24 protein-coding genes and 1 riboswitch are annotated in these 23,754 nt (G+C 41.8%); of the genes, 21 read left to right on the forward strand and 3 right to left on the reverse strand.

All coding sequences use genetic code 11. The annotated features are described in order from the left end of the window. Positions 1–8 precede the first annotated feature (8 nt). The gene (rbsB, locus tag IMZ31_RS04895) at positions 9–941 is read left to right on the forward strand and encodes a ribose ABC transporter substrate-binding protein RbsB (RefSeq protein WP_207529463.1); all 933 of its coding nucleotides are present in this window, start codon (positions 9–11) and stop codon (positions 939–941) included. A 57-nt stretch (positions 942–998) separates the two neighbouring features. Here rbsB and IMZ31_RS04900 read toward each other — a convergent pair whose 3' ends face one another. Continuing rightward, positions 999–1,556 carry a DJ-1/PfpI family protein gene (locus tag IMZ31_RS04900; protein ID WP_207529464.1) on the reverse strand — a complete coding sequence of 186 codons (558 nt, stop codon included), beginning with the start codon at positions 1,554–1,556 and terminating at the stop codon, positions 999–1,001. A 166-nt stretch (positions 1,557–1,722) separates the two neighbouring features. On the opposite strand from IMZ31_RS04900, the gene IMZ31_RS04905 reads away from it, so the two are divergent. From IMZ31_RS04905 to IMZ31_RS04920, 4 genes are all read left to right on the forward strand, one after another. Beyond that, a complete protein-coding gene (locus IMZ31_RS04905; RefSeq protein ID WP_207529465.1) occupies positions 1,723–2,184 on the forward strand; it encodes a putative glycolipid-binding domain-containing protein in 462 nt (153 codons plus the stop codon). A 720-nt stretch (positions 2,185–2,904) separates the two neighbouring features. Next, positions 2,905–3,354 carry a YkvA family protein gene (locus tag IMZ31_RS04910; RefSeq protein WP_036786361.1) on the forward strand — a complete coding sequence of 150 codons (450 nt, stop codon included), beginning with the start codon at positions 2,905–2,907 and terminating at the stop codon, positions 3,352–3,354. Between the two features lie 269 nt (positions 3,355–3,623). Further along, positions 3,624–3,799, forward strand: a riboswitch (Lysine riboswitch). A gap of 100 nt (positions 3,800–3,899) precedes the next feature. Next, entirely contained in the window at positions 3,900–5,186 is a 1,287-nt protein-coding gene (gene lysA, locus IMZ31_RS04915) for a diaminopimelate decarboxylase (protein ID WP_207529466.1), read from the forward strand. A 204-nt stretch (positions 5,187–5,390) separates the two neighbouring features. After that, positions 5,391–5,633, forward strand: coding sequence for a hypothetical protein (locus tag IMZ31_RS04920; protein ID WP_207529467.1), 243 nt, complete (start codon positions 5,391–5,393; stop codon positions 5,631–5,633). A gap of 58 nt (positions 5,634–5,691) precedes the next feature. Here IMZ31_RS04920 and IMZ31_RS04925 read toward each other — a convergent pair whose 3' ends face one another. After that, positions 5,692–6,933, reverse strand: a complete 1,242-nt coding sequence (locus IMZ31_RS04925; RefSeq protein WP_242705642.1) for a dicarboxylate/amino acid:cation symporter — start codon at positions 6,931–6,933, stop codon at positions 5,692–5,694. Between the two features lie 225 nt (positions 6,934–7,158). On the opposite strand from IMZ31_RS04925, the gene IMZ31_RS04930 reads away from it, so the two are divergent. From IMZ31_RS04930 to IMZ31_RS04960, 7 genes are all read left to right on the forward strand, one after another. Beyond that, on the forward strand, positions 7,159–7,317 hold the full coding sequence (locus IMZ31_RS04930; protein ID WP_207529468.1) for a hypothetical protein: 159 nt from the start codon (positions 7,159–7,161) through the stop codon (positions 7,315–7,317). A 397-nt stretch (positions 7,318–7,714) separates the two neighbouring features. Next, positions 7,715–8,569 (forward strand): ABC transporter ATP-binding protein, encoded by an 855-nt coding sequence (locus IMZ31_RS04935; RefSeq protein ID WP_207529469.1) that lies wholly within the window; start codon positions 7,715–7,717, stop codon positions 8,567–8,569. Continuing rightward, entirely contained in the window at positions 8,562–9,215 is a 654-nt protein-coding gene (locus IMZ31_RS04940) for an ABC-2 transporter permease (RefSeq protein WP_207529470.1), read from the forward strand. The genes IMZ31_RS04935 and IMZ31_RS04940 overlap by 8 nt, the downstream gene beginning before the upstream one ends. Then, the gene (locus IMZ31_RS04945; RefSeq protein ID WP_207529471.1) at positions 9,215–9,580 is read left to right on the forward strand and encodes a GntR family transcriptional regulator; all 366 of its coding nucleotides are present in this window, start codon (positions 9,215–9,217) and stop codon (positions 9,578–9,580) included. The genes IMZ31_RS04940 and IMZ31_RS04945 overlap by 1 nt, the downstream gene beginning before the upstream one ends. A 294-nt stretch (positions 9,581–9,874) precedes the next feature. Next, positions 9,875–10,855: a Gfo/Idh/MocA family protein gene (locus IMZ31_RS04950; protein WP_207529472.1), complete on the forward strand. Its 981-nt coding sequence runs from the start codon at positions 9,875–9,877 to the stop codon at positions 10,853–10,855. Positions 10,856–10,870: 15 nt separating this feature from the next. Beyond that, a complete protein-coding gene (locus tag IMZ31_RS04955) occupies positions 10,871–11,914 on the forward strand; it encodes a Gfo/Idh/MocA family protein (RefSeq protein WP_207529473.1) in 1,044 nt (347 codons plus the stop codon). Positions 11,915–12,275: 361 nt separating this feature from the next. Continuing rightward, on the forward strand, positions 12,276–12,578 hold the full coding sequence (locus IMZ31_RS04960; protein ID WP_207529474.1) for a hypothetical protein: 303 nt from the start codon (positions 12,276–12,278) through the stop codon (positions 12,576–12,578). Positions 12,579–12,863: 285 nt separating this feature from the next. On the opposite strand, the gene IMZ31_RS04965 is transcribed toward IMZ31_RS04960, so the two are convergent. Then, positions 12,864–13,148, reverse strand: coding sequence for a hypothetical protein (locus tag IMZ31_RS04965; RefSeq protein WP_207529475.1), 285 nt, complete (start codon positions 13,146–13,148; stop codon positions 12,864–12,866). Between the two features lie 1,032 nt (positions 13,149–14,180). Between IMZ31_RS04965 and IMZ31_RS04970 the strand changes: the two genes are divergently transcribed. The 9 genes from IMZ31_RS04970 (at position 14,181) to IMZ31_RS05010 (ending at position 23,750) form a co-directional block, all read left to right on the forward strand. Beyond that, positions 14,181–15,053: a DMT family transporter gene (locus IMZ31_RS04970; RefSeq protein WP_207529476.1), complete on the forward strand. Its 873-nt coding sequence runs from the start codon at positions 14,181–14,183 to the stop codon at positions 15,051–15,053. A gap of 158 nt (positions 15,054–15,211) precedes the next feature. Further along, positions 15,212–15,652, forward strand: coding sequence for a histidine utilization transcription antiterminator HutP (hutP, locus tag IMZ31_RS04975; protein ID WP_207529477.1), 441 nt, complete (start codon positions 15,212–15,214; stop codon positions 15,650–15,652). Between the two features lie 822 nt (positions 15,653–16,474). After that, positions 16,475–18,004: a histidine ammonia-lyase gene (gene hutH / locus IMZ31_RS04980; RefSeq protein ID WP_207529478.1), complete on the forward strand. Its 1,530-nt coding sequence runs from the start codon at positions 16,475–16,477 to the stop codon at positions 18,002–18,004. Positions 18,005–18,075: 71 nt separating this feature from the next. After that, positions 18,076–18,534: a nucleoside deaminase gene (locus IMZ31_RS04985; protein WP_207529479.1), complete on the forward strand. Its 459-nt coding sequence runs from the start codon at positions 18,076–18,078 to the stop codon at positions 18,532–18,534. A 319-nt stretch (positions 18,535–18,853) separates the two neighbouring features. Then, the gene (locus tag IMZ31_RS04990; RefSeq protein WP_207529480.1) at positions 18,854–19,816 is read left to right on the forward strand and encodes a sensor domain-containing diguanylate cyclase; all 963 of its coding nucleotides are present in this window, start codon (positions 18,854–18,856) and stop codon (positions 19,814–19,816) included. 122 nt (positions 19,817–19,938) lie between these two features. Continuing rightward, positions 19,939–20,127: a hypothetical protein gene (locus tag IMZ31_RS04995; RefSeq protein ID WP_207529481.1), complete on the forward strand. Its 189-nt coding sequence runs from the start codon at positions 19,939–19,941 to the stop codon at positions 20,125–20,127. Positions 20,128–20,337: 210 nt separating this feature from the next. Beyond that, positions 20,338–20,721, forward strand: coding sequence for a DUF5412 family protein (locus tag IMZ31_RS05000; RefSeq protein ID WP_207529482.1), 384 nt, complete (start codon positions 20,338–20,340; stop codon positions 20,719–20,721). 195 nt (positions 20,722–20,916) lie between these two features. Then, positions 20,917–22,209 (forward strand): tetratricopeptide repeat protein, encoded by a 1,293-nt coding sequence (locus tag IMZ31_RS05005; RefSeq protein ID WP_207529483.1) that lies wholly within the window; start codon positions 20,917–20,919, stop codon positions 22,207–22,209. Between the two features lie 176 nt (positions 22,210–22,385). Next, a complete protein-coding gene (locus tag IMZ31_RS05010; RefSeq protein WP_242705643.1) occupies positions 22,386–23,750 on the forward strand; it encodes a sigma-54 interaction domain-containing protein in 1,365 nt (454 codons plus the stop codon). The last annotated feature ends 4 nt before the right edge of the window (positions 23,751–23,754 follow it).

Raw genomic sequence — 23,754 nt, forward strand, 5'->3', positions numbered from 1 at the left:
GGATAAACATGAGAAAATTACGTCTTTTATTAATGATGAGCCTCGTCCTTATTTTCCTTAGCGCCTGTTCCCTGCAACCGCCAGAATGGGCGAAGCCAAGCTCAGGCAGCGGAGAAGGGGACGTGAAGGTCGGACTATCCGTTTCGACATTAAATAATCCTTTCTTCGTATCGATGAAAGAAGGAGTCGAGCAAGAAGCTGAAGCACAAGGAATGGAAGTCGTTGTCGTTGACGCTCAGAATGATGCAGCGAAACAAGTAAATGATGTAGAGGATTTAATTCAGCAAGGTGTTGATGTTCTTCTCATCAACCCAACAGACTCAGCAGCGATCTCAACAGCCGTTCAATCCGCTAACAGTCTTGGCATTCCAGTTGTTACACTTGATCGCTCCGCTGAAAAAGGAGAAGTCGCAACCTTAGTAAGCTCCGATAATGAAAAAGGTGGCGAAATCGCTGGAGAGTATATCGTTGAACAAGTTGGGGAAGGGGCAAAAGTCGCTGAACTAGAAGGCGTACCAGGCGCATCCGCAACCCGCGAACGTGGAGCAGGCTTCCATAACATCGCTGACGAAAAGCTAGACGTTGTCGCCAAGCAAACGGCGAACTTTGACCGTACAGAAGGGTTAACAACGATGGAGAATATGATCCAAGGGAACCCTGATATAGAAGCCGTCTTCGCTCACAATGACGAAATGGCACTAGGCGCTTATCAAGCCATCCAAAGCTCCGGTCGCGATATTCTTGTTGTAGGATTTGACGGAAATGACGATGCGATGAGCAGTATCCGTGATGGGAACCTCTCCGCAACTGTGGCACAGCAGCCGATTGAGATTGGGAAACTAGCGGTTCAAGCTGGGGATGATGTTCTTCAAGGAAAAGAAGTTGAAGACACGATTCCTGTACCGCTTAAGCTCGTGACGGAAGAGAATGTAGAGGAATAAAAGTGTTATAAACATACAGGTCTTAGGCAGTAAACTGTCTAAGACCTGTTTTTTGTATTAACTTCTTAACTGGTTTTTAAAGAACAAAACAGTCTCTAGTTCATCCTCCCGATCTTCAAATAAATAAAGCTCTTTCCCAACAGCAACTGCAAATTCAACATACGCATTTCCTTCAGCTGTAATCAAATTCTCGCATACCGTCACATCAGCTTTACTTTTATAAGCCGGATTAAAGCAAGTCGGGAATTCTTCTATTTCAATAGAGGTGGAATACTCTCTTTCTCGTAAAACAGAGCTGGCCCCTAAGAAAGTAGAAGCTCCGCAAATCGCTGCGATCCACTTGCTGCTCCGATCAAATTCTTGAATAAGTTGGGAGATCTTACTTTCTTCTAAAAGTGGCTCAGGATCTCCTCCAGGAATGATTAAAAGATCATAATCTTCCCCGCTGCATTCGTCTATCGTTTTGGTTACTTTTACAGTAAATTGACCGCTGTGCCTCACTTCGGATTGGAGAGCCGTGGTTTCAACCTCGCAATCTGTAACGCTTAGTATGTAGGAAAGGGGGCTTATCTCCCATTCGACATAACCATCGTATAATAAGAATAATGCTTTCAATGGACCAATCCTTTCTGAGGTTATTTAACAATATATAGAAAATTTTAGCACATCTAATTAATGCTTGCTTACATCTTTTTAGAAAAATAAGGAAGGTTATTTCTTCTGCGATATGGAACGAATATCTATAGATTTGTAGAAAGTAATAAAAAGAAGGGGTAATAATTTGGAAACAAAAATATTGTGGGAGCATATCGAACAATCGGGAAGTGAATATTTAAAGATTAGTGTAGATGAAAAGAACGTTACGGCTCAAGGGGTTGTGCTATTTGCAACAAAAAAAGATATTCATCATATTACATATAGCATCATAATGGATCAAAATTGGCTTACTAGACGTGTTGATATAAAAGAAGAAGGAACTCAACGAGTCTTATCCTTATACTCAGATGGTAAAGGGAATTGGCGGGCCGGAGATGAGCCTTTATTAGAAATGCAAGGCGCAATTGATGTAGACCTCTCAATGACGCCATTTTCTAATACTTTACCAATCAATCGTTTTAATTGGGATGAAGGACAAGAGCGGGAATTGGATATGGTTTATGTTGAAGTTCCAGGATTTAAATTAGTAAAGGTAAAGCAACACTACACATTTTTAGGGAACGAAGGAGATCTAAGGAAGTTTTGATATCAATGCAGGGACTATGAAACCGTGATTACGGTAGATGAGGATGGAATCGTATCAGAATATCCAGGGGTTTTCGTGCGAAAGTATTAAATGCTTTGACTTTGGATATCTTTGCTTCTGTTCATTAGAGATGCTAGATGATAAGGTGTCCAGAATAGAAGACAGGTATCAAGATGGGTGAAAGCGATCATGGATAAACTTAAAACCACTCAGCAAAACAAAAAAGGAAAGATACGCTCAGTAATTGATAGCTTCCTAGAAAGTTGCATTAGTACCGGATGTCTAGTCCCTATTATCTTTGCTTCATTTATTACAGGAGTCTTCTTATGGATCATTTAATGTGTGTGTGTTTGTTTTTTCAAAGCTAGATTAGGGGGGAATGTTTTCCTTATATGGCATGCTTCCGTTACTTCTACATATGGCAAAGGTGGTTCGGGAAATTGCGAGACTCCTGCGGCAGGAGTAGCCTAGTAAATGAAAGCGGAAGTTCGACTAAGATCGTCACGTCCTGTGACAACATCGAACGACCCCACGTCGTGTGGGGCCGCGGAAAGCGAGTGATTTCCCGAACCACCTTACACTTATTCTAAGCAAACGGAAGCATATTCCCATTTTGGAACCCTCTTGTTAATTCCCCCATACTTACTGAATGATCAGGAATAAATCCACCCTATTCAGGGAAAACAGAAACCAAGATCATTCGATTAAAGGAGAGGGACCATGGAGGAAAAGAAGACCTATCAACAACGACTAAAAAACTTAAACCCCGCACGTGCCATAGAACGAGGCCGAGCTTATTTCTCTGAAAAAGAATTTGGAGAAAAAGTACGCGCCTACAGCGGTCGCCTAGGAAAGAAAGGCGTATACTACAGCTTGCTCCTTTTCTACGCATTTAAAAATCCTGATACACCGAAGAAGGCGAAGTTAACGATTGCCGGTGCGCTTGGATACTTAATCTTACCAGTTGATGCAATCCCCGATTTAATCCCAGCCGTTGGGTTTGCTGATGATAGTGCCGTAATTATTTACGCAGTGTACCAGGTGTTGTCACATATTAACGATGATGTGCGCGCTCAAGCGAAGGAACGCGTGAAGAAGCTATTCGGCGATTCGATTGATGTGGATGAGCTAGAGGATCCTAAGGAATCGGACCGCCCGGCTGAAGGATAATCAACAAGACTTTTCTGAGTAAGGTTACTTAGAAAAGTCTTTTTCTGTATGATGGAAGTAGATTGAAATTCGGGAAGGGCGTGGGAATGATGTTTGAATGGGCATACGTCCCGGACTGGTATGTGTGGATGACAGCGGTTGTGGTCGTTCTATTTATTGCAGCGACGGAGTATTTCTTAAGGTAGGATGACGCTTCTAGACAGCCGTGTTGTTGACAGTTGTTAAAAAATAATGGTATAGTTTCTAACCATAATATAATAATAACTCTCTCTGACAATAGAGGCGCGAGTATGATGAGTAGCTTTCCGGAGGACAATGGGGCCAGCGAAGGAAAGGGAAAGGCAGATCGCCGAGATAGAGAATAGCCATTCTATTCTTTGTTGGGCTGGTATTGAACAAATGCCAGACTGTCGCAATGCTAAGGTTGTGGAGCACTATTGAAGAGATGTTGTACATATCTTCAAGGTCTATTTCTAGAAGAACCGTATGAACATCGCTTCATACGGTTTTTTTGTGTTGCAGAGGAGACAAAAGGAGATTTATAGATGCAAACAGTAGAAGTGAACGTACAAACGGATATGGAAATCGGTGGGGTGAGTACAGGGAAGTTAGTCGAAGAATATGGAACGCCGCTTATGGTTTATGATGAAGGGATGATCCGTCGTCATGCCCGTGCCTTCCGCGGGGCGTTTAAGTCGAGCGGTCTCGATTTCCAGGTGGCTTATGCGAGCAAAGCGTTCTTGTGTAAAGAGATGGCGCGCTTAGCTAAACAAGAGAAGCTATCCCTTGATGTGGTCTCAGGCGGAGAATTATATACGGCACTCCAAGCAGGATTCCCAGCAAGTCGCATTCATTTTCACGGTAACAACAAATCAGAAGAGGAATTAACGATGGCACTTGATGCTGAAATTGGGTGCTTTGTTGTTGATAACTTTCTAGAGATTGAAATGCTTCATGACCTTGCTAGCAAGCGCGAGCAACATGTGAACATTTTGCTAAGAGTGACGCCAGGGGTGGAAGCTCATACGCATGAATACATTATGACGGGGCAGGAAGACTCGAAGTTCGGATTTGGTTTATCGAACGGCCAGGCAGAAACGGCGGTCCAGATTGCTACTCGTAAACCTCACTATAACCTGTTAGGCATCCATTCTCATATTGGATCACAAATGTTTGAAACAGACGGATTCGACCAGGCGATTCAGATCTTAACTGGTTTTGTCTATCAGATGAAAAAGAAATACGGTCTTGAATTACCGGTTCTAAACGTAGGTGGTGGATTTGGCGTTCGGTACACAGAAGACGATCAGCCAATGGCCATCTCTGAATACGTTGAAGCTATTTCTGAAAGTGTGAAAAAGCACTATACCGACCATGAGCTGTCCTTCCCTGAAGTATGGATTGAACCAGGTAGAAGTATGGTGGCAGAAGCGGGAACGACGTTGTATAAAGTCGGCTCGAAGAAAATCATCCCGGACCTCCGTACGTATATCACGGTCGATGGAGGAATGACGGATAATATTCGTCCGGCCCTTTATCAGGCAAGGTACCAGGCGATGCTAGCCAATCGTCCTGATGAAAAGCCGACGGAACTCGTGAGTGTAGCCGGGAAGTGCTGTGAATCAGGTGATATGCTAATCTGGGATTTAATGCTCCCACCTACGAATTACGGGGATATCTTGGCTGTCTTTAGTACAGGAGCATACGGGTATTCGATGGCAAGTAACTATAACCGCATTCCGCGTCCGGCTGTCGTGTTTGCAAAAGACGGGGAGTCTCGTGTTGTGATTGAGCGGGAGACGTTTGAGGATTTGGTGCAGAAGGATCAGTAGATATATGGCCCTATGTGTTCTCAAGTAAAATTCGTTATGGTAAGCTGTGTTTACCATCTTTTGGATACAATAAAATGTTACAGATGGTAAAGTGGTAAATACAGCGAATACATATGAGGATGAAAACACACTCCTTGAAGGTTTCTTCATTATTATAGATATCGCGAGGGGATGAACTTTGGGGAGAGTAGGGGGCTTTATAATATGTTGCGAAAAGTGAATATGGTTTTGCCGGCTATGGTGCTCGGTCTATGCTTGTATCATTTTATTATTAGTCCTATAGACTGGCCGATTGAAATCACGTTTTCTTTAATAGCATTAATGAATTTTTTTCTTGGTCTTGAAGAATTTAGAGACAGGAAGAAACTACGAGGTGGTATATATTTTTTCACCTCCCTCGTTCTTGTAACGGGAGTAATTGTCGATGTAGTTCGAGAAACCATGTAATACTATAGAAGAGCGGCCTCGTCAGGTTTAATAGACGAGGCCGCTTTTTTCTAGCTTATTATGCGGTTTTCTTAGTAGGATCCTGTTTATCTTCCGACTTATCCACAACCGCAGCTCCTACGATATCGCCAAATACGTTCGATGCTGTACCTGCCATACCAATCAGAACGTCAACACCTGCAATCAGTGCAACAATCTCAAGGGGTAAGTTGAACATCGTTAAGACAGCTGAGAGTGTCACAAGTCCAGCTGCTGGAACGCCTGCTGTCCCGACAGATAGAAGTGTACCAATCACAACGATTGTGAAGAAGTCGCCGACAGACAAGGATAAGTTTGTAATGTTCGCTGCGAACACGATCGACACACCCATGCGAAGAGCGCCACCGTCGGAGTTAAACACCGCACCCAGCGGAAGTGTGAAGTGAGCGACGCGCTCTGATATACCAGCTTTCTTCGCCGTATCAATCGCAACTGGTAGAGTAGCGACACTGCTTGAAGTGAAGAAGGCTGTCGTATAAGCGTCCTTCGTTGCCGAGAAGAAGGGCTTTAACGGGTGACCAGATAGCTTTAGGAATGTTGTATAAACAAGCGCCCAAAGAACAGCAACCCCTGCATAAAAGACAGCCGTAAAGCTAAGTAAGGACTGAAGCGTCTCCCAACCTTGGCCACCAAATGAAGAAGCGCTAATTCCGAAGATCCCAATTGGGGCGTATAGAAGAACGCCATTTAAAAGTTTATAAAAGAGTTCATTCAGAGCCTGGAAGAACCGATCTAACAGCTCACCGTATCCTTTCATCTTCTCTTCACTAGAGAATTTCATCGTCGAGATTGCAATACCGATGATTACAGATAAGAAAAGAATCGACATGAGATCACCATTCACAAACGGTGCTACGATATTATCAGGAATAATATTCATTAACACATCGCCAAATGAAGGCGTATCTGGTTTATCAACGTCTGCATTTGGAAGCTCCAGATTCTTACCCGGGTCGACTAAGAAAGCAAGCCCCAGTCCAATAAACACCGCTGCAGCTGTTGTCGCAATGTAGTAAAGGATCAATTTTCCACCCATGCGACCGAGTGTAGGTAAGTTCATCTGATCCACCGCCAGTACCACTGTTAAGAAGATAACCGGAATGGCAATGAGTTTTAATAGATTGATTAGTAGATCTCCAAGTGGCTTAACCGCCGTTGCCTGTTCGCCGATGGCTAAGGCTAGCAGTGTACCTGCTAGAAATCCGATAAACATCTTAAGCACGAAAGATGTTTCTATGTATTTGTTAAAGAGTGTTTTCAACGCGTTTCCTCCTTTTTCTTTTTAATAAAAACGACGTAAGATGTCCTTACGAATTTTATCATGGATTGTACAGAAGAGATAGCTGTCTCCTTTAGAAAGAAGGGTGCGGAAAGCAAAACGAGTGGAGGAATATTTTACTAGGTGGTAAATGCAAGATTCGACATTCCAAATGTTTACTTATTTTGATATTCTATTCATTAACATGCAAGGTGGGGGGAGTGGAAATTGAAGAAGAAACTAACATTAGTCACAGGTGTTAGTTTGTTAATCCTAACGCTTATTCATATTTACACTACAAATTCATTAGCACTAGCCTGGATTAGCGCGATCGGCGGCATCCCAATCGGTGTAATGAATGTTTGGATAGGGTTGAAGAAATCGTAGTATTATCAGCAATCAGCGGAATTAGGGATAAGGGGACAGGTACCTTGTCCCTCTGTGTCGCTTTCATTTCACATCTCAGTAAAAAGGTGAGATAGACGTTCGATCTATGACACTTTCATTGGATTACCGGAGCATAAGGTAAGAGATCGCATGAATCTATGACCTTTTATAAAATAAAACACAAAAAACGTCAGAGATTATGTAAATCTCTGACGTTCTTGTATGAATAAGCAGTGAAAAGGTAAAAGATCCATCATCTATTAATCCTAGGAAGCACCAGAACCGTCCCCGCGCTTCTCGGTTGTGAAATAAATTCAAAAATTCAATTGACATTCATCTTATCCTAAGAGTATAGTGTGTATATACAATATACACGGTTTTGGGGAGGAGCTTTCCTATGATGGCTTTGGAAGTCAAAAATCTGAATAAGAAATATGAGCAATTTCAGTTAAAAGATGTTTCCTTTCAACTAAAAAAAGGATATATCATGGGATTTATCGGCGCGAATGGTGCTGGGAAGACAACCACTATAAAATCAATTTTGAACCTGACTCATTTTGATAGTGGGGAAATTAGTACGTTGGGTAAGAATTTCATTGAGCACGAACTCGAAATGAAGCAAGTGATTGGGTATGCCTTCGGTGGGGTCAATTATTATACGAGAAGCAAAATCAAAAACGTAACGAATGTGATTAAGAGGTTTTATACGAATTGGGATGAAGAAACCTATAACCATTATCTTAAAAGATTTGACTTAGATGAGAATAAAAAAATCGCTCAATTGTCAGAAGGAATGAAAGTGAAGTACAATTTGGCGCTTGCTTTATCCCATGGTTCAAAGCTACTTATCCTTGATGAACCAACAAGTGGACTTGACCCTGTAGCAAGAGACAATTTGTTGGATCTATTTCAAGAGCTGGTGGAAGAAGGCGAAATCAGTATTCTTTTCTCGACTCATATTACTTCTGATTTAGAAAAATGTGCGGATTATATTACCTATATCCATAACGGAGAAATCATTAATAGTGCTGAGAAAGAAGAATTTATTAACACATATCGATTGTTGAATGGGAATGAAAGTCAACTTGAAAAGGTGAAAGACGATTTAATTTCTTATAAAGAAAATTCATTTGGCTTTACAGGATTGATCCATGATCAGGATTTTGATCCAACGTTAGAGATTAACTCAGCGCGTCCTAACCTTGAAGAAATCATGATCTATTTCTCAAAAAGGGAGGGTCTGTATGTATAACTTACTTTTGAAGGAATTAAAGCTAGGAGTAAGTCCTTTCTTTTATATATTACCTTTTCTAACAGGGGCTTTAATGTTAATTCCAGGTTGGCTATACTTCATTGTACTCCTCTATTTCTGCTGGATAACGGTACCTAATATGTGTGGGGCTTATAAATCTCAGAATGATTTAGAGTTCTCTTTTATGATGCCTGTCACTAAAAAGGATATTGTAAAAGCGAAAGTTGCCGTTATTGTACTCTTGGAGTTGTTGCATATTCTGACTGCCGTAATCTTTGGCTTCATTAACACTCAATTATATCCTGATTTTACCAACTTCTTCTTTGGGCCAACTGTAGGGTTTTGGGGACTTGGCTTTGTCATGCTAGCGATCTTTAACTTAATTTTTATCTCGATGTATTTTAAAACAGCCTATAAATTTGGTGCTCCAACCATAGCTGCCATTACAGCTGCTATGTTATTTGCGGGAGGTGCCGAATGGTTAGGACTCAAAAATTCTATGATATTCGACCTTTTTAAAGGTAGTGGTGCTGACAATTTAGCCATTCACGTACCGATCCTGCTAGCAGGGATTGTTATATTTGCAGGATTTACGATTATTGCTTATCATATAGCCATTAAACGATTTATGAAAGTGGATATCTAATGAATGTTGCAATATCACATACCTCTGAAAAACCGATCTATCAACAGCTTTTTGACCAAATCAGTGCTCAAATCCTTAAAGGTGAGATTGAAAAAGGCTATAGCTTACCATCAATCCGACAAGCTGCCAAGGAACTACGTGTCAGCATTATAACGATCAAGAAAGCTTGGGAAGAGCTTGAACGATGTGGGTTGATCTACACTGTAACGGGTAAGGGTTGCTTCGTAGCCGAACTCTCATCTGAAGAGATCCTTCAAAAGCGTAACGAAATGATCGAAAAGCAAATGGCTGTTGATATTTCGTATTACAAATCCTTTGGTCTGACTTTAGAAGAGGTTATCGAACTTTTGAAGAAGATTTATTAAAGAGGGATAAGGGGGCCTTGTCCCTTTTCTTTTGTAGAAAAAACACAAAGAAACGTCAGAGATCACATAATCTCTGACGTTTTTGTATGAAAAATCAATGAAAAGGTAACAGATTCCTCATCTATTCACTCTAGGAAGCGCCGGAACCGTCCCCGCGCTTCCCCGCGCTTCGTCCCCTCTCCCTAAAGTTGGTATGTTAAAATGGCTCTGTATCAAAGAAGTGGCGAAATAATGGGGAGCTATTTCTTTTTGGTAGGAATACATAAGTAGAAACGGGATTGGAGGAACATACATATGGAAACCATTCGTTGGGGCATTATTGGCTGCGGTGATGTGACCGAGGTGAAAAGTGGACCAGGCTTTCAGTTAGCGGACAATAGTTCACTCGTTGCTGTGATGAGACGGAACGGAGAGCTTGCGAAAGATTACGCGGAGCGCCACAATGTTCCAAAGTGGTACGACAAAGCGGAGGACCTTGTCCATGATTCAGAAGTGGATGCGGTGTACATCGCAACACCACCAGGCTCTCATAAGGAGTATACAGAAATGGCAGCGAAAGCGGGGAAACCTGTATACGTTGAGAAGCCAATGGCACTGAACACAGAAGAATGCCAGGCTATGATTGACGTTTGCGAGGGACACGATGTGCCTTTATACGTTGCCTATTACCGTCGTCGATTACCGCGTTTTCTCAAAGTGAAAGAACTACTCGATGAGGGCGCGATTGGTGACGTTCGTTTTGTGACGATGGAGCAGACGCAACGGCTATTAGAGAAAGATGACAATGGAGAATGGCCTTGGAGAGTGCGTCCTGAAGTGAGCGGCGGAGGTTTATTTTATGACGTTGCTTCTCATACGCTCGACCTCTTTGATTACTTGCTTGGACCGATTGAAGATGTGAAAGGGTATGCAGACAATCTCTCGGACTCTTATCCTGCTGAAGATAGCGTAAGTGGTAGTTTCCGATTTAAAAATGGCGTGATGGGAACGGGCGTATGGAACTTCTCTTCCTATAAGGATGAAGATCGGAACCGAATCGTTGGGACAAAAGGGGAGATTGTATTCTCCACGTTTGATGAAGTACCAATCACGTTAATCAACCAACTCGGTACAGAAGAATTCCACATCGATCGCCCAAGTCCGATTCAACAGCAGCTGATCCAAACGATCGTCGATGAACTATTAGGAAAAGGGGAGTCGCCGAGCACGGGGCGTTCAGCGTTACGCACGAACCGGGTTATGGATGAAATGGTTCGAGAGTACTACAAAAGGTAAAGGGGGAGAAAAGATATGAACAGAAAACTTAGAGTCGGGATCATAGGCGCAGGTGGCATTGCCAGAAGTGCTCATATTCCAAATTACCAAAACTACGGCGATGGGGTAGAAGTCGTTGCGGTGGCGAATCACAATAAAGATAAGGCTGCAGACTGTGCGCAAGAATTCTCGATTCCCCATGCATACCAAGACTACCGGGATATGCTTCGTGAAATGGAGCTAGACGCTGTTAGTATCTGCACGCCGAATGCGTTCCATGCCGAGCAAGCGATCGACTCGTTGCAATCGGGGTGCCACGTTTTATGTGAAAAGCCACCGGCGATCTCAGCGCATGATGCAAAAAGAATGGAAGAAGTCGCGAATCACACAGGCAAGCATCTAATGTACGGGTTCCACTTTCGTTTTCGTCCTGAAGTAGAAACGGTGAAGCGTTTCATAGATGAAGGCGAAATGGGAGAGATCTACGCAGCTGAAGCAAAATGGAACAGAAGGCGGGGCATTCCAGGTTGGGGAGTTTTCACGAATAAAGAGCTTCAAGGTGGAGGCACATTAATCGATAATGGCATTCACATGCTTGATGCGGCTCTTTATTTAATGGACTATCCTGAGCCCAAAACGGTCCTAGGCGTTACATACGATAAGATTGGGAAGCGGCCAGGGGTTGGGCTCCTGGGTGAGTGGGATCACGAGAACTTTTCAGTCGAAGACATGGCTCGCGGCATGATCACTTTCCAAAACGGCGCCTCCCTGTTATTTGAATCTTCCTTCGCCGCGAACATTGCCGAGAAGGATGACAGAGTCCTTAAAGTAATGGGAGACCACGGGGGAGCTGACGTGTTTCCACTGAACATGTATCAGGAAAAGCACGGTACGCTTCTTGACCTTACTGCTCCCTATGTGGATAAAGGCAATGCGCATAAAGAAATGGTGCATCACTTTGTTGAATCCATTCTTACTAGTAAAGAACCGAACGTACACGCCAATCAAGGAACCCTTGTTCAAAGAATTATTGAGGCTTTATACGAATCGGCTTCAACTGGAAAAGCGGTGGAGATGTAAAAAGCCATATTGCTTCGCTCAGTGGTTCCGTTTTTGTGGAGGAACATTCAATAGAGCAACCTACTTGGCAGACCAAATCGGTTAGATTTGGTCTTTTTTTTAATCGTAACGAACGATTGTTGGATAGTAGTACTTGAACTATTGTACAAAATCACCACACTTCAAATAGCTTAAGGTCAACACATATGGGCACCTTATTATTTCCTGTGTGGAAATGTGGTTTGGAAGACTAATTCCCAAAGTAGGTAATTGTTATTTTATGTTAAAATGATTGTGGAGTTTGTGAACCAATATACTTAAACTAACAGGGCAGAATAGTTGAATTGCAATTTATATACTTTCAAGTGATTGAGGTGCTTTAATGATAAGTTGGTCTACATTATTCCATCCCCTTGCATTGGATTTATTAGTAATTCCTTTTGCTATTGTTTTAGGTATTTTAGCGTCTTTATTTTTTAAAAAGGTAATAGTAGGTGTTTTGATTACTGTTCTGAACCTAATAGTGTTTGATGTCTGGTTTTGGGGGTATTTTTATGAGGCAGGACAATATGGTGTAAACGTATCTTTTGATGACTTCATATTTTATACAGTTTTTGCGGGGATAACTTTTCTTATTTCTAAGTCTTTACTTAATAAAAATAATCAGGAGCACAAGCCTTTGTGAAGGATTACACTTAAACTAAAGGGTGCGATAGTTAAACAGGGATGGTGGTATAAATGGAAGATAAAAAGAGGGAATTTCGATTCAAATTATGGTTAGGAACAGTATTTGGGTCAATCATTGCATTCTTAATTGTAAAACTCTTGTGGGAAGATGCTAATCCTATGCTACTGCTTGTATTCTCAATACTTGGTTTTCTAATAAATTTTATTATGACAGTTCGCACTCAAAGGTACAGTGGAAGCGGTTATTAAAGTAAGAATTAAGGAATCGTGATGGGAGTTTAAACTAATGTAACTTAAAATTGTATATTTGGGCTGCTGCGTATATGAATTCCTCCCAGTTATAAAAATCTGTCGTATCATTGATATGATTGTCTAAAATTTCTCCTTGAAAGTTTTTGTAGGGGATTTGTAACTCGGAAATATTGAAGGGAAAGTAATATTTAAATTCCTCAAAATTATTGTATTGACTTTGTTGTTTTAGAAAATCAGCAGTTAGTACCTTTTCTAAATTTTTTTCCATATGTAAGTTATTAATAATTAATTGGTCGCTAAATACTTCATCCTTCAACGTTATCCCTCCACCATATTAACCTTACAATTCTTAAGGTTAATATGGACTAAAAGCTTAAAAGTTATTTATCTTAAGAAGATTTCTGATTGAAGTGCCACAGGTTAAGGCTATTAAGTAATATTTTTCTTGGATATGAGTTGATAAGGTTTTTGTGCGGAAAAGATACATAATGTGAAATGAAAAAGTAAGCAACCAAGGATTGCTTACTTAGTAAAAGAAACAGTTTCATACAAATGAATGCTGTTGTAAGAAGCGAATCATTTCGTATGGGAATTTAGAGTTAATCCTCTAGTATAAGTTGGTTATCGTTCGTTCCGCACTTCGCGCATTGGACCCATAATCGAGTTGCTACTTTTTCAGTAAATTCATTAGGATCTACTTTTATAATTTTTTGCTTATCATGAAAACAATTCGCACACCTTTTTTGGAGGATATCACCTGGGGAGAATTTTGAATTCATATATTCACCTCATACAGTAATTTTTTATTAAAGCATGAGGCCAACGTTACAAGATAAAAAGTTCACAATCAATGGTGGTATGTGGAAAATGATCATTTAATGGACGATCGCTTTTTACTAACGTAGGGATAAGGGGACAGGTCCGTTGTTCCGCCCTCTATCTGTGACGTTTTTACATGACAATAAAAAGGTAAGAGATAGCACTCATCTATGACCTTCTATACAAAAAACACAAAAAAACGTCAGAGAAACGCTTGACCTCTGACGTTTTAGCATGAAAAAGTATCGATAAGGTAACAGATGCCCCCATAAATTATCTTGAGGAAGCGCAAGAACCGTCCCCGCGCTTCCCGCGCTTCCCGGACTTTATAGGTAAGATAAATAGGTGTACTAATATAACTTAATTCCCTTTTTTCTCAATGTTAACAAGAAATAGGTTTTATAATCTTTTATACATGGAATTAGTAGGTGAGACCTTAAATAGAGCGGTAGACTAGTAGGATTTTAAAATTCTCTAAGTACGTACTATTGAAAGAGTTGTTGAAAGGTAAACGAAAAGGAGGGAGCTAATGAGTTATACTGGAATACTATTTATTCTGACTTCAGCAGTGTTATGGGGAATTACAGGCGGACTTGGAGAAATATTAATGAATAAAGGCTGGAGCCCATCAACGATTGCCTTTTATCGAGGGTTTGTAGGGTTTATATTCTTTACATTATGGTACTTATTTAGGCGTAGGAAAATTAAGATCAAGAACAAGAATCCCTACTTTTACACATGGGCAGCACTTGCTGGAATAAGTGTAGCGGGGAACTTCACGTTTTACTTCCTAGCCATTGAATCAACAGGGATTGCAATTGCAGCTACGTTGATGTATACAGCCCCGATCTTTGTGCTACTTGTTTCCTTTTTACTAGGGATTGAGCGTTCTACACTATTTAAATGGGCGAGTATTGCTTTCGTTCTTGTTGGGGTTGTTTTACTAACAGGAGCTTATAGCTCGGGGACTGCTGTCTCGTTTAGGGGAGTGATCGCGGGTCTTGGTTCTGGGGTATCTTACGCCTTATTTATATTTGGGTTTAAGAAAGCCGCTAAATTAGGCAGCCCTCAAGCTACATTAACAGTCGCTTTCTTCTTCTTTATTCTAATTCTTGCCTTACGTATAAACTTTGGAGAAGCCATGTCAGTCGTTGGCTCAAATGATGTTGGGTTATTTATACTGTTAGGGATTATTGGTGCTGGCCTGTCGTTTATCCTTTATGTACGTGGGGTTAAACGAACAGCTCCCTCCACAGCTTCGATTATAGCCATGGTAGAACCTGTAACGGCCTCTTTATTCGGAATCGTGCTACTTGGAAATGAGTTAACGCTAATGCAGTATGCTGGAATGGGTCTGATTTTAGCCACCATCACCATATTAAGTGTGAAGCAATCGGCTTAAAGTGAGCATAAGGAAAGTAGGGCGCATATGGGGGAGTGTTCTAGATGTATATGGAGGATCATAGACTGAAATGATATTGACAGAATATTGAGGAAACGCTTACAATTTAAGTTAACTAGTTGTCATTCATCAGTTTATAGAGAATTTAGGTGAAGTGAATGAGTCCAAAGATTCCGATTGGGAAGTTAGCTTTATTGGTATCCTCCATGACAGAAGAAGAACTCGAGCCATTCTCTGATCAGTTAAAAGACGTGGAATACTGCACAGGGAAAGCCGGCTCCATGAATATGCAAAAAATTATCGCTGCCGTGGAAACAGCAGCGAAGCGAAATCATATTATAGTAGAGGACGTTTACCGCGAAACCCACGCTCTTTATCATGCAATTCTAGAAGCTCTAAATGGAGTCATGCGCGGGCAAATTGGAGCAGGGGATATGATGCGAACGGTCGGATTGAAGTTCGCTATCGTAAGAGGGTCCCCTTATGAAGAGTTAGAAGAAGGCGAATGGATTGCAGTGGCCTTTTACGGTACGATCGGAGCGCCTGTAAAAGGGCTAGAGCATGAGGCATTTGGCCTTGGTATTAATCATATTGGATAATGCGTTGCCTATAGTCATTAGTTATGAGGAGGCGACAATGGTATTTCTATGCCATTGTCGCCTCTTTTTGTTTGGAAAATGGTTTAGTGTGGAGAGGTTTTGCTGGACTTAAGCCGGTTTTCGAAAAACATGAGCCAGTACCAGCGGACATGAGCCACAAACTTTGGACTTGAGCCGGTTACGGTCAAGTTGAGCTGCTTTTTTCACGTCATGAGCCAGTTTCAAGAAAACATGAGCCGTTTCGAGGTAGACATGAGTCGCTTATGCCTAACATGAGCCAGTTCCCGCCCTGGCCAGATCCGCTCGCTTGTGCTTGAGTCGGTTTTTGAAAAACATGAGCCAGTACCAGCGGACATGAGCCACAAACTTTGGACTTGAGCCGGTTACGGTCAAGTTGAGCTGCTTTTTTCAAGTCTTGAGCCAGTTTCAAGAAAACATGAGCCGTTTCGAGGTAGACATGAGTCGCTTATGCCTAACTTGAGCCAGTTCCCGCCCTGGCCAGATCCGCTCGCTTGTGCTTGAGTCGGTTTTTGAAAAACATGAGCCAGTACCAGCGGACTTGAGCCACAAACTTTGAACTTGAGCCGATCGCGGTCAAGTAGAGCCGCTTTTTTCAAGTCTTGAGCCGGTTTTCGAAAAACATGAGCCGTTTCGAGGTAGACATGAGTCGCTTATGCCTAACTTGAGCCAGTTCCCGCCCTGGCCAGATCCGCTCGCTCGGGCTTGAGCCGGTTTTGCTCAACATGAGCCAGTTCCCCGCCCCAAACAACAGCCTCAAATAGAAATAAGACAAAATCAATCAAAAGAAAGGAGTCGGTCAGCATGATTGAATTAACAGGATCAACTTTAACTTTAAAAGATATGCGAGATATATGCTTCCACGGAGAGAAGATTCAAATTGCTCCGGAAAGCTTAGAGAACGTAAAAAAGAGTCGTGCGGTTGTGGAGAAAATTGTGGCTGATGGGAAGACGGTGTATGGAATTAATACGGGATTTGGCAAGTTTAGTGATGTGCGGATTCATGAGAAAGATGTGAATACATTGCAACTTCATTTAATTCGGTCGCATGCGTGCGGAGTGGGTGAGCCTTTTCCAAAGCTAGTTAGTAAAGCGATGGTAGTATTGCGGTTAAATGCTTTGTTAAAAGGGGTGTCAGGGGTTCGGCCTTGTCTTGTTGAACGGTTAAGGGACCTGGTCAATCAAGACATTATTCCTGTTATTCCGTCACAAGGTTCGTTAGGTGCTTCTGGTGATCTTGCGCCTTTGTCTCATCTTGCTCTTGTGCTTGTGGGAGAGGGGGAGGTCTATGATGGGGAGCATACGAAATCGACGGCTGAAGTATACGAAGAAAAAGGAATGGAGCCTCTTGAATTAAAGGCAAAAGAGGGATTGGCGCTCATTAACGGAACGCAAGCGATGACGGCGATGGGGGTGCTGAATTATTTAAAAACCGAGCGACTTATTGAACAGTGTGATTGGATTGCATCGATGACGCTAGAAGCACTCGAGGGCATTATTGACGCCTTTCACCCTGCCATTCATGAAGCTCGGGGGTACCCTGAGCAAATAGAAGTCGCAGAACGAATTCGTGCCATTACAAATGGGAGTGAACTCATCACAAGACAAGGGGAGAAGCGTGTCCAGGATGCTTACTCTCTACGCTGCATTCCGCAAGTTCATGGAGCATCACGCCAAAGCTTAACCTATGTAAAAGAAAAGCTCGAGATCGAAATGAATGCAGCCACGGATAACCCGCTTATTTTAGACGATGGAGCAACGGTGGTATCAGGTGGGAACTTTCACGGTCAGCCCATTGCGTTGGCGATGGACTTTATGAAGATTGCGGTAGCGGAACTTGCGAATATTTCAGAACGCCGAATCGAGCGTCTCGTCAATCCCCAGTTGAATGATCTGCCTGGATTCTTAAGTCCTGATCCTGGTCTGCAGTCTGGTGCGATGATTTTGCAGTATACGGCGGCTTCTCTCGTATCAGAAAACAAGACGCTTGCTCATCCGGCAAGTGTGGATTCGATCCCCTCTTCTGCAAACCAAGAGGACCACGTCAGTATGGGCACGATTGGAGCACGGCACGCCTTTCAAATTGTCCTTAATGCAGAGAAGGTGCTCGCAATCGAACTCATCTGTGCACTACAGGCTTTAGAGTACAGAGGAGTAAAAAAAGCTTCGAAAGCGATACAGAACCTGCATCAAAAAGCGAGGGGAGTAGTAGCTTCAATAGAAGAAGATCGGGTATTTGCCAGGGATATTGAAGTGTTAACGGGGTGGTTAGAGTGCACTTCTTTTCAATTTAAGAACATGGATTCAAACTCTTTCATCAATTCAAATAAGTGATTAGCTGTATCATCCTGGTTCGTGAATCTCATCCTAATGCTGTATAGTAGCATTGGATGGAGGGATTTTGAATGAAACATACGGATGAAGAATTTATGAAAAAAGCAATTGAAATGGCGAAGCAGGCACGTGAAGAAGGGAATGAACCGTTCGGAGCCATTCTTGTGAAGGGTGACGAGATTGCGATGATTGGAGAAAATCAGATCAATTCTCTATGTGACCCAACCCACCACGCAGAGATCGGTCTAATCCGGAAATTCTGCTCCGAACACAACATTTTTGATTTAAGCGAATACACACTTTATACGAGTTGTGAACCTTGCGTGATGTGCTCGGGAGGCATGGTCTGGGCGAACTTAGGTAAGGTCGTTTATAGCGTAAGCCATGATCAACTAGCTGAGATTGCTGGAGATAATATTATGATTTCCTGTGAAGAAGTCTTTGCGAAGAGCCCGAATCAACCTGAAGTTGCCGGGAACGTGTTAAATGAAGAAGGGTTAAAGGTCTTTGAAGGATATTCCTTCTCGTAAGATTACACAATTCACCAATTGATTTGAGCAGTTCTTTATTGAACTGCTCTTTTTTTAATTGGCTCTGTTAACGTTTAGTGTGGGTTTATATAGGTGCTTTAAGAAAAGGGCAGTACTATGGGTGACTCGAAGCTGAGAGGCTTTACTGTGCTTGGGGCCGTTCCGTTTTATGAGAGGGGGGTGTCGGAACGACTTGCTTTCCGCCGGTGACTTGGAGGAGCATTGTTCGAAAATTTAATAGAATTTTCTGTCGAATGGGTCAAAAGTCTCTTCTTTTATAGTAAAATAAGAGGATATTCGAAAAGCTAGGGGTTATACGATGGAGAATTTATATTTTGTTGCAGGTCTCGCCGTCGGACTTTTCTTATTTAGTATGTATACCTCTTATGTCAAACATCGTTGGAAAGAAAAGAATGAGAAGGAAAAGCAAATTTATCAGCTAGTTGAAAATTCAAGAGACATTATTTACATTGTTCAACTTCAACCGGAACAAAAGCACATATACATCAGTCCTGCGCTTGATTCTTATTTAGGCAAGGGCATCGTAGAAGCGTCATTAGAGGATCCTTATCTGCCTTTAAAACTAATTCACCCTGATGATCTGGACACGTTAGAAAAGAAGATCACAGATCAACTTGATTATTCAAAGCCGTTTATTCAACGTTGGCGCAATCGGATAGGGGAATACCGGTGGTTTGAGGAGTATGCTTCTCCTGTCTATAATGAGGACGGAGATTTGATAGAGCTGCATGGCATCTTGCGCAATATTGATGAGAAAGTTCAACTACAGCAAAATTTAGAATATCGAAGCACCCATGATGCTTTGACAGGCCTCTATAATCGGGACTACTTTGACCAACTAATGGAGAAGTATGATCAAGAGGTCGAAAGTGCAGTTGGAATGATCTTGTGCGACTTAGACAAACTGAAGGATATGAATGACCAGTATGGCCATAAGCATGGAGATTCCTATATTCAGAAGGCTGCTGAAGTATTCCTTGAATCTACTCCTCTTAATGCGGCTGTATCAAGGGTTGGTGGAGATGAATTTACTATTCTGCTGACAAACACCACACCAGAAGAGGTCGAATCCGTTTTTAATCAAATACAAAAACACGTTAACGATCACAATGATTGTCACCCAAATTCTCGCTTGGCGTTATCTATGGGGTATGCTTTCAATACCCACTCAACAGGAGAAATGGATGATTTATTTATTGAAGCTGATCAAAGAATGTACCAGCATAAGCGATCAAAAACAGAAGTTTATACGTATACATAACGAAAAGAGAAGATATTGCCTCTCTTCTTTTTTTAGTTGAACTTGTAAAAATTGTTGTTTTTTGTAATATGGAGAACTTACTATTATTATTATTAGATAATAAGGAAGAGGGGTGGATTAATTTGGTGAAAAACGTACCTTTACTAATATCAATGCTGTTAATCGGTCTTAGTGCATTAACGATCAGTCAAAATGCGCAGCTGCCTGAACCGCTGCATTGGGTATTGATCATTTTGGCTGTGATACTTAATATGACAAGTGCAGTAGGTTTGATTCTTCATCTTGGTATTCAAAAAGCTAATCAAAATTGAAGTTACATAAGTTTACTAGTTGCTGGGCGATTGGAGCTGGATAACATAACTCCTGTCGATCAGTTAACAACGATTCCTCTTTAGCTCACCGTGTTTCCTTGATCTCTCCGCCGGATCAGTTCAGTCTAAACGTTGCTAATCGGGCGCTTACGCTTTTATAATGAACGTGATAAGATAAGGATGGAAGTAAGGTGTAGGAGGAGTAGAGTTTTGAAGAAATATATAACGATTATTGTACTAATCCCTTTAATACTACTAGGTCTGTATACATTTGCTGTTATGTTTCGTGGGCCGTTCGGATTTGACGATATGCCGATTGATCGCTTCGAGAAAGTGGCTGAGTACCAAGCAGATGAGGGTAACTATACCATCCGGATCTTAGAAAAGGATGGCGCACCAGCGAATGAAAAACTAACGTACATTGGAGCCTTGTATGAAGGAGACACGTTCGTACGAAACGTAACCTGGATGAAGGAAGACGTTCCTGTCGAGTGGACAGGTGAAGAAACGATTACTTTCAAAAATGCTGATGGAGAAGAAGTCGAGTTGAATGTGTTAGAAGACACATATGACTTCAGAGGATTTCCATTATAATAGAACACTACGAATCGAATAAGTAGTTCAATTATTGATGTACATAGCACAACCTGTACCCAATGAATTGAGCTACTTTTTTAGTATGTAAAAGAGGGCTTAACACAGATAGTTTGAGTATAAGCAGGCTTTACATCACATATACAAAAATGAACCATCATATACTAAACCAAAAAGCGATGGAGAGGTTTAGTTATGTGGGATAGCGATTATTTAGTGAACGTAATCCTTCCATTTTTGCCACCTTACTCCGAAATGGTCGAATTAGGAACAACCCCAAAACAACCAGCAGTAGGAGCTGTGGATCTAGACGGGGATGGTGTGCTTGAGATCGTAGGAGCTTTTTATTGGCACGGGGAGAATTATATCCTTGTGTTGAAATGCTTTTATGGAACATGGCAAGTTGTTAACGTGATTAAAGGAAAAGGCTATAATATAACTTATTTTGGGGCGTCCCCTATCATTAGCCCCTCCGAGAACAACCTTATTGTAGGGTGGCAAGTTGCTTCTCACTGGTCCGATCTTAACGTGTATGAATGGACAGAAAATGGTCTTCAGGATCTAATTGTAGGGAATCAATATATAAGCATGATTGATGTAGAAGATATGGGGGAGAAAGATGGGATTTCTGAATTAGCTTTATGGAAGCATGATACAGGAGTCGCTTACCGGATCGAAGTATTCAGGTGGTCAGGGCAGGAGTTCACATGGGCACCGGATGTTTATCCTGATTACTTTAAAAAAGTAGAAAGATATTATAAAAAGGTTCTACAAGAAACAGATTCTACAACTTATTGGTACTATTTAGCCGATGCTCAAATGAAGACAGGGAAGTACGAAGAAGCACTTATGTCAATAGAGAAGGCTTTATCCTTTGACTATCCATATCCGGGTAAAGAGGAGCTTTTGAAAATAAAGAAAGAGCTTATGAAGTTACGAAACCAACTAGAGAGCTATGAATCTTTCGTGAATAAAGACGATATCGATCTATCCTCTATCCAATACATCACTTCTGAAAAGAAAAGAGATCCTCAACTCGAAAAAGCATTAATGAAAGAGTTCGAATACACGAATCAAGGTAAGGCGAGGTACTATTATAATAAAGTGGATCTGAACGGAGATGGAATACCGGAAACGTTCGTTTACTTGGTAGGACAATATTTTTGCGGGACGGGTGGGTGTAGCGCAGCGATCTTTAAAGAACAAGACGGAGACTATTCGCTACTCACCAGATTCAGTGTTGTAAATAACCCTGTTATTATAAGCAATACAAAAACAAACGGGTATAAAGACATCATCATGAATGTGTATGGAGGAGGGATTGAACCCTTCTTTGCCCGATTAACGTATAATGGTACTACGTATCCAGGGAACCCTTCCGTTCAACCTAAAGTAGAGCCTGGCACAAAAGTAAAGGGTGTAGCAATTGTTGCGGATGACCTTGGAGAAAGCTCTGGTATAGAACTGAAACAAGGTGATGGATCTTAGATCTGTTTCTGATTGATATAAACGAAGGAAAGAAGTAGAGCCATAATGGAAACCATTCCTTATGGCTTTTTTATATTAGTAGACTGATTAGACTATACCGCATTTTACTCATCATGATAGACTAATAGAAAAGCATGAAATCGTTATCATATTGTGGTGACAAGGAGTGGGGTTTAGTGGAATCGATTAGAGATAGTCACAAGCAGGATGTATTTGATACGTTTTTTGAGAATGGGAACTTCTGTATCGTTGTTGTTGATCATGAAGGGTTCGTTTCTTACATTAATGAAAGCTACTGCTCATTTTTGAACGTAGATAAACATGAGGCAATTGGCAAACATGTAACAGATGTGATTGAGAATACACGCATGCACCTAGTTGCTGAAACGGGTAAGGAAGAGATGGCAGATCTTCAATACATAAGAGGGAACTATATGATTGCCAACCGAATCCCCCTGCGTTCAGATGGAAAAGTCGTTGGAGCGTTCGGAATGGTGTTGTTCCGTGATACAGAAGAATGGTTGAAGATGAACAGTCACATACGGGATTTGCTTCTTGAGTTGAAAGCGTACCGCACGCAGCGCAGGGAACAAACAGGGGCGACTTACGCTCTGCACCATATTATTAGTCAGTCACAAGAGGTTGAAGTGTTAAAAGATAAAATTAAACAAGTAGCTCCAAGTGATGTCTCTGTGCTCCTCCGCGGAGAAAGTGGAACGGGGAAAGAGCTGTTTGCTCATAGCATTCATCATCTAAGCGAACGAAGCAATAAACCGTTTGTCAAAGTAAACTGTGCCGCTATCCCTGAAGACCTTCTCGAATCAGAACTGTTTGGCTATCAAGAAGGAGCCTTTACTGGTGCGAAAAAAGGCGGCAAACCAGGTAAGTTTCAACTTGCGGATGGTGGCACGCTTTTCTTAGATGAAATTGGGGACATGCCTATCCATGCTCAGGTGAAAATACTGCGTGTTTTACAAGAGGGAGAGGTAGAAGCAATAGGGGCGACACATCCTAAGAAAGTTGATGTCCGAATCATTGCTTCGACCCATCAGCCATTAGAACAATTGATTCAGGACCAGCGCTTTCGTGAAGATTTATTTTACCGGATTAATGTCGTTCAGTTCCATGTGCCAGCGCTGAGGGAGCGAAAGGAGGATATTGAGGTACTTGCAAGATCTCTCCTTCATAAAGTGACGGATAAGATAGGGAAGCGGGTGAAGGATTTTGACACGGCTGTGCACGAAGCCTTCAGGCGCTATTCTTGGCCAGGGAACGTGCGTGAATTAGAAAATGCCATCGAATCCGCCGTGCATTTAACTCGCTCTGAATCGATTGGTCTAGAGGACCTCCCCTCTTCGATTCGTGCGACATCAAGTGGTTATTCTGCTGGGCGTACGTTAAAGGAAAGTCTTGAAGAAGCAGAGAAGCGGGCGATTGAAGAAGCGATGGCTCATGCGAACGGAGATAAAGTGAAGGCTGCCGAGACGCTTGGAATCGGAAAATCCTCTCTCTATGAAAAAGTGAAGAAATACGGCTTATGAGTCA

Source organism: Pontibacillus sp. ALD_SL1, assembly GCF_017355605.1.

What these genes read in the sequence shown, in the direction of transcription:
- IMZ31_RS04920 (WP_207529467.1), top strand. Translation starts at nt 5,391, where the DNA reads ATGTTGCGAAAAGTGAATATGGTTTTGCCGGCTATGGTGCTCGGTCTA.
- rbsB (WP_207529463.1), top strand. Translation starts at nt 9, where the DNA reads ATGAGAAAATTACGTCTTTTATTAATGATGAGCCTCGTCCTTATTTTC.
- lysA (WP_207529466.1), top strand. Translation starts at nt 3,900, where the DNA reads ATGCAAACAGTAGAAGTGAACGTACAAACGGATATGGAAATCGGTGGG.
- IMZ31_RS04935 (WP_207529469.1), top strand. Translation starts at nt 7,715, where the DNA reads ATGATGGCTTTGGAAGTCAAAAATCTGAATAAGAAATATGAGCAATTT.
- IMZ31_RS04950 (WP_207529472.1), top strand. Translation starts at nt 9,875, where the DNA reads ATGGAAACCATTCGTTGGGGCATTATTGGCTGCGGTGATGTGACCGAG.
- IMZ31_RS04955 (WP_207529473.1), top strand. Translation starts at nt 10,871, where the DNA reads ATGAACAGAAAACTTAGAGTCGGGATCATAGGCGCAGGTGGCATTGCC.
- IMZ31_RS04970 (WP_207529476.1), top strand. Translation starts at nt 14,181, where the DNA reads ATGAGTTATACTGGAATACTATTTATTCTGACTTCAGCAGTGTTATGG.
- IMZ31_RS04945 (WP_207529471.1), top strand. Translation starts at nt 9,215, where the DNA reads ATGAATGTTGCAATATCACATACCTCTGAAAAACCGATCTATCAACAG.
- hutP (WP_207529477.1), top strand. Translation starts at nt 15,212, where the DNA reads ATGAGTCCAAAGATTCCGATTGGGAAGTTAGCTTTATTGGTATCCTCC.
- hutH (WP_207529478.1), top strand. Translation starts at nt 16,475, where the DNA reads ATGATTGAATTAACAGGATCAACTTTAACTTTAAAAGATATGCGAGAT.
- IMZ31_RS04910 (WP_036786361.1), top strand. Translation starts at nt 2,905, where the DNA reads ATGGAGGAAAAGAAGACCTATCAACAACGACTAAAAAACTTAAACCCC.
- IMZ31_RS04990 (WP_207529480.1), top strand. Translation starts at nt 18,854, where the DNA reads ATGGAGAATTTATATTTTGTTGCAGGTCTCGCCGTCGGACTTTTCTTA.
- IMZ31_RS04940 (WP_207529470.1), top strand. Translation starts at nt 8,562, where the DNA reads ATGTATAACTTACTTTTGAAGGAATTAAAGCTAGGAGTAAGTCCTTTC.
- IMZ31_RS04985 (WP_207529479.1), top strand. Translation starts at nt 18,076, where the DNA reads ATGAAACATACGGATGAAGAATTTATGAAAAAAGCAATTGAAATGGCG.
- IMZ31_RS04960 (WP_207529474.1), top strand. Translation starts at nt 12,276, where the DNA reads ATGATAAGTTGGTCTACATTATTCCATCCCCTTGCATTGGATTTATTA.
- IMZ31_RS05005 (WP_207529483.1), top strand. Translation starts at nt 20,917, where the DNA reads ATGTGGGATAGCGATTATTTAGTGAACGTAATCCTTCCATTTTTGCCA.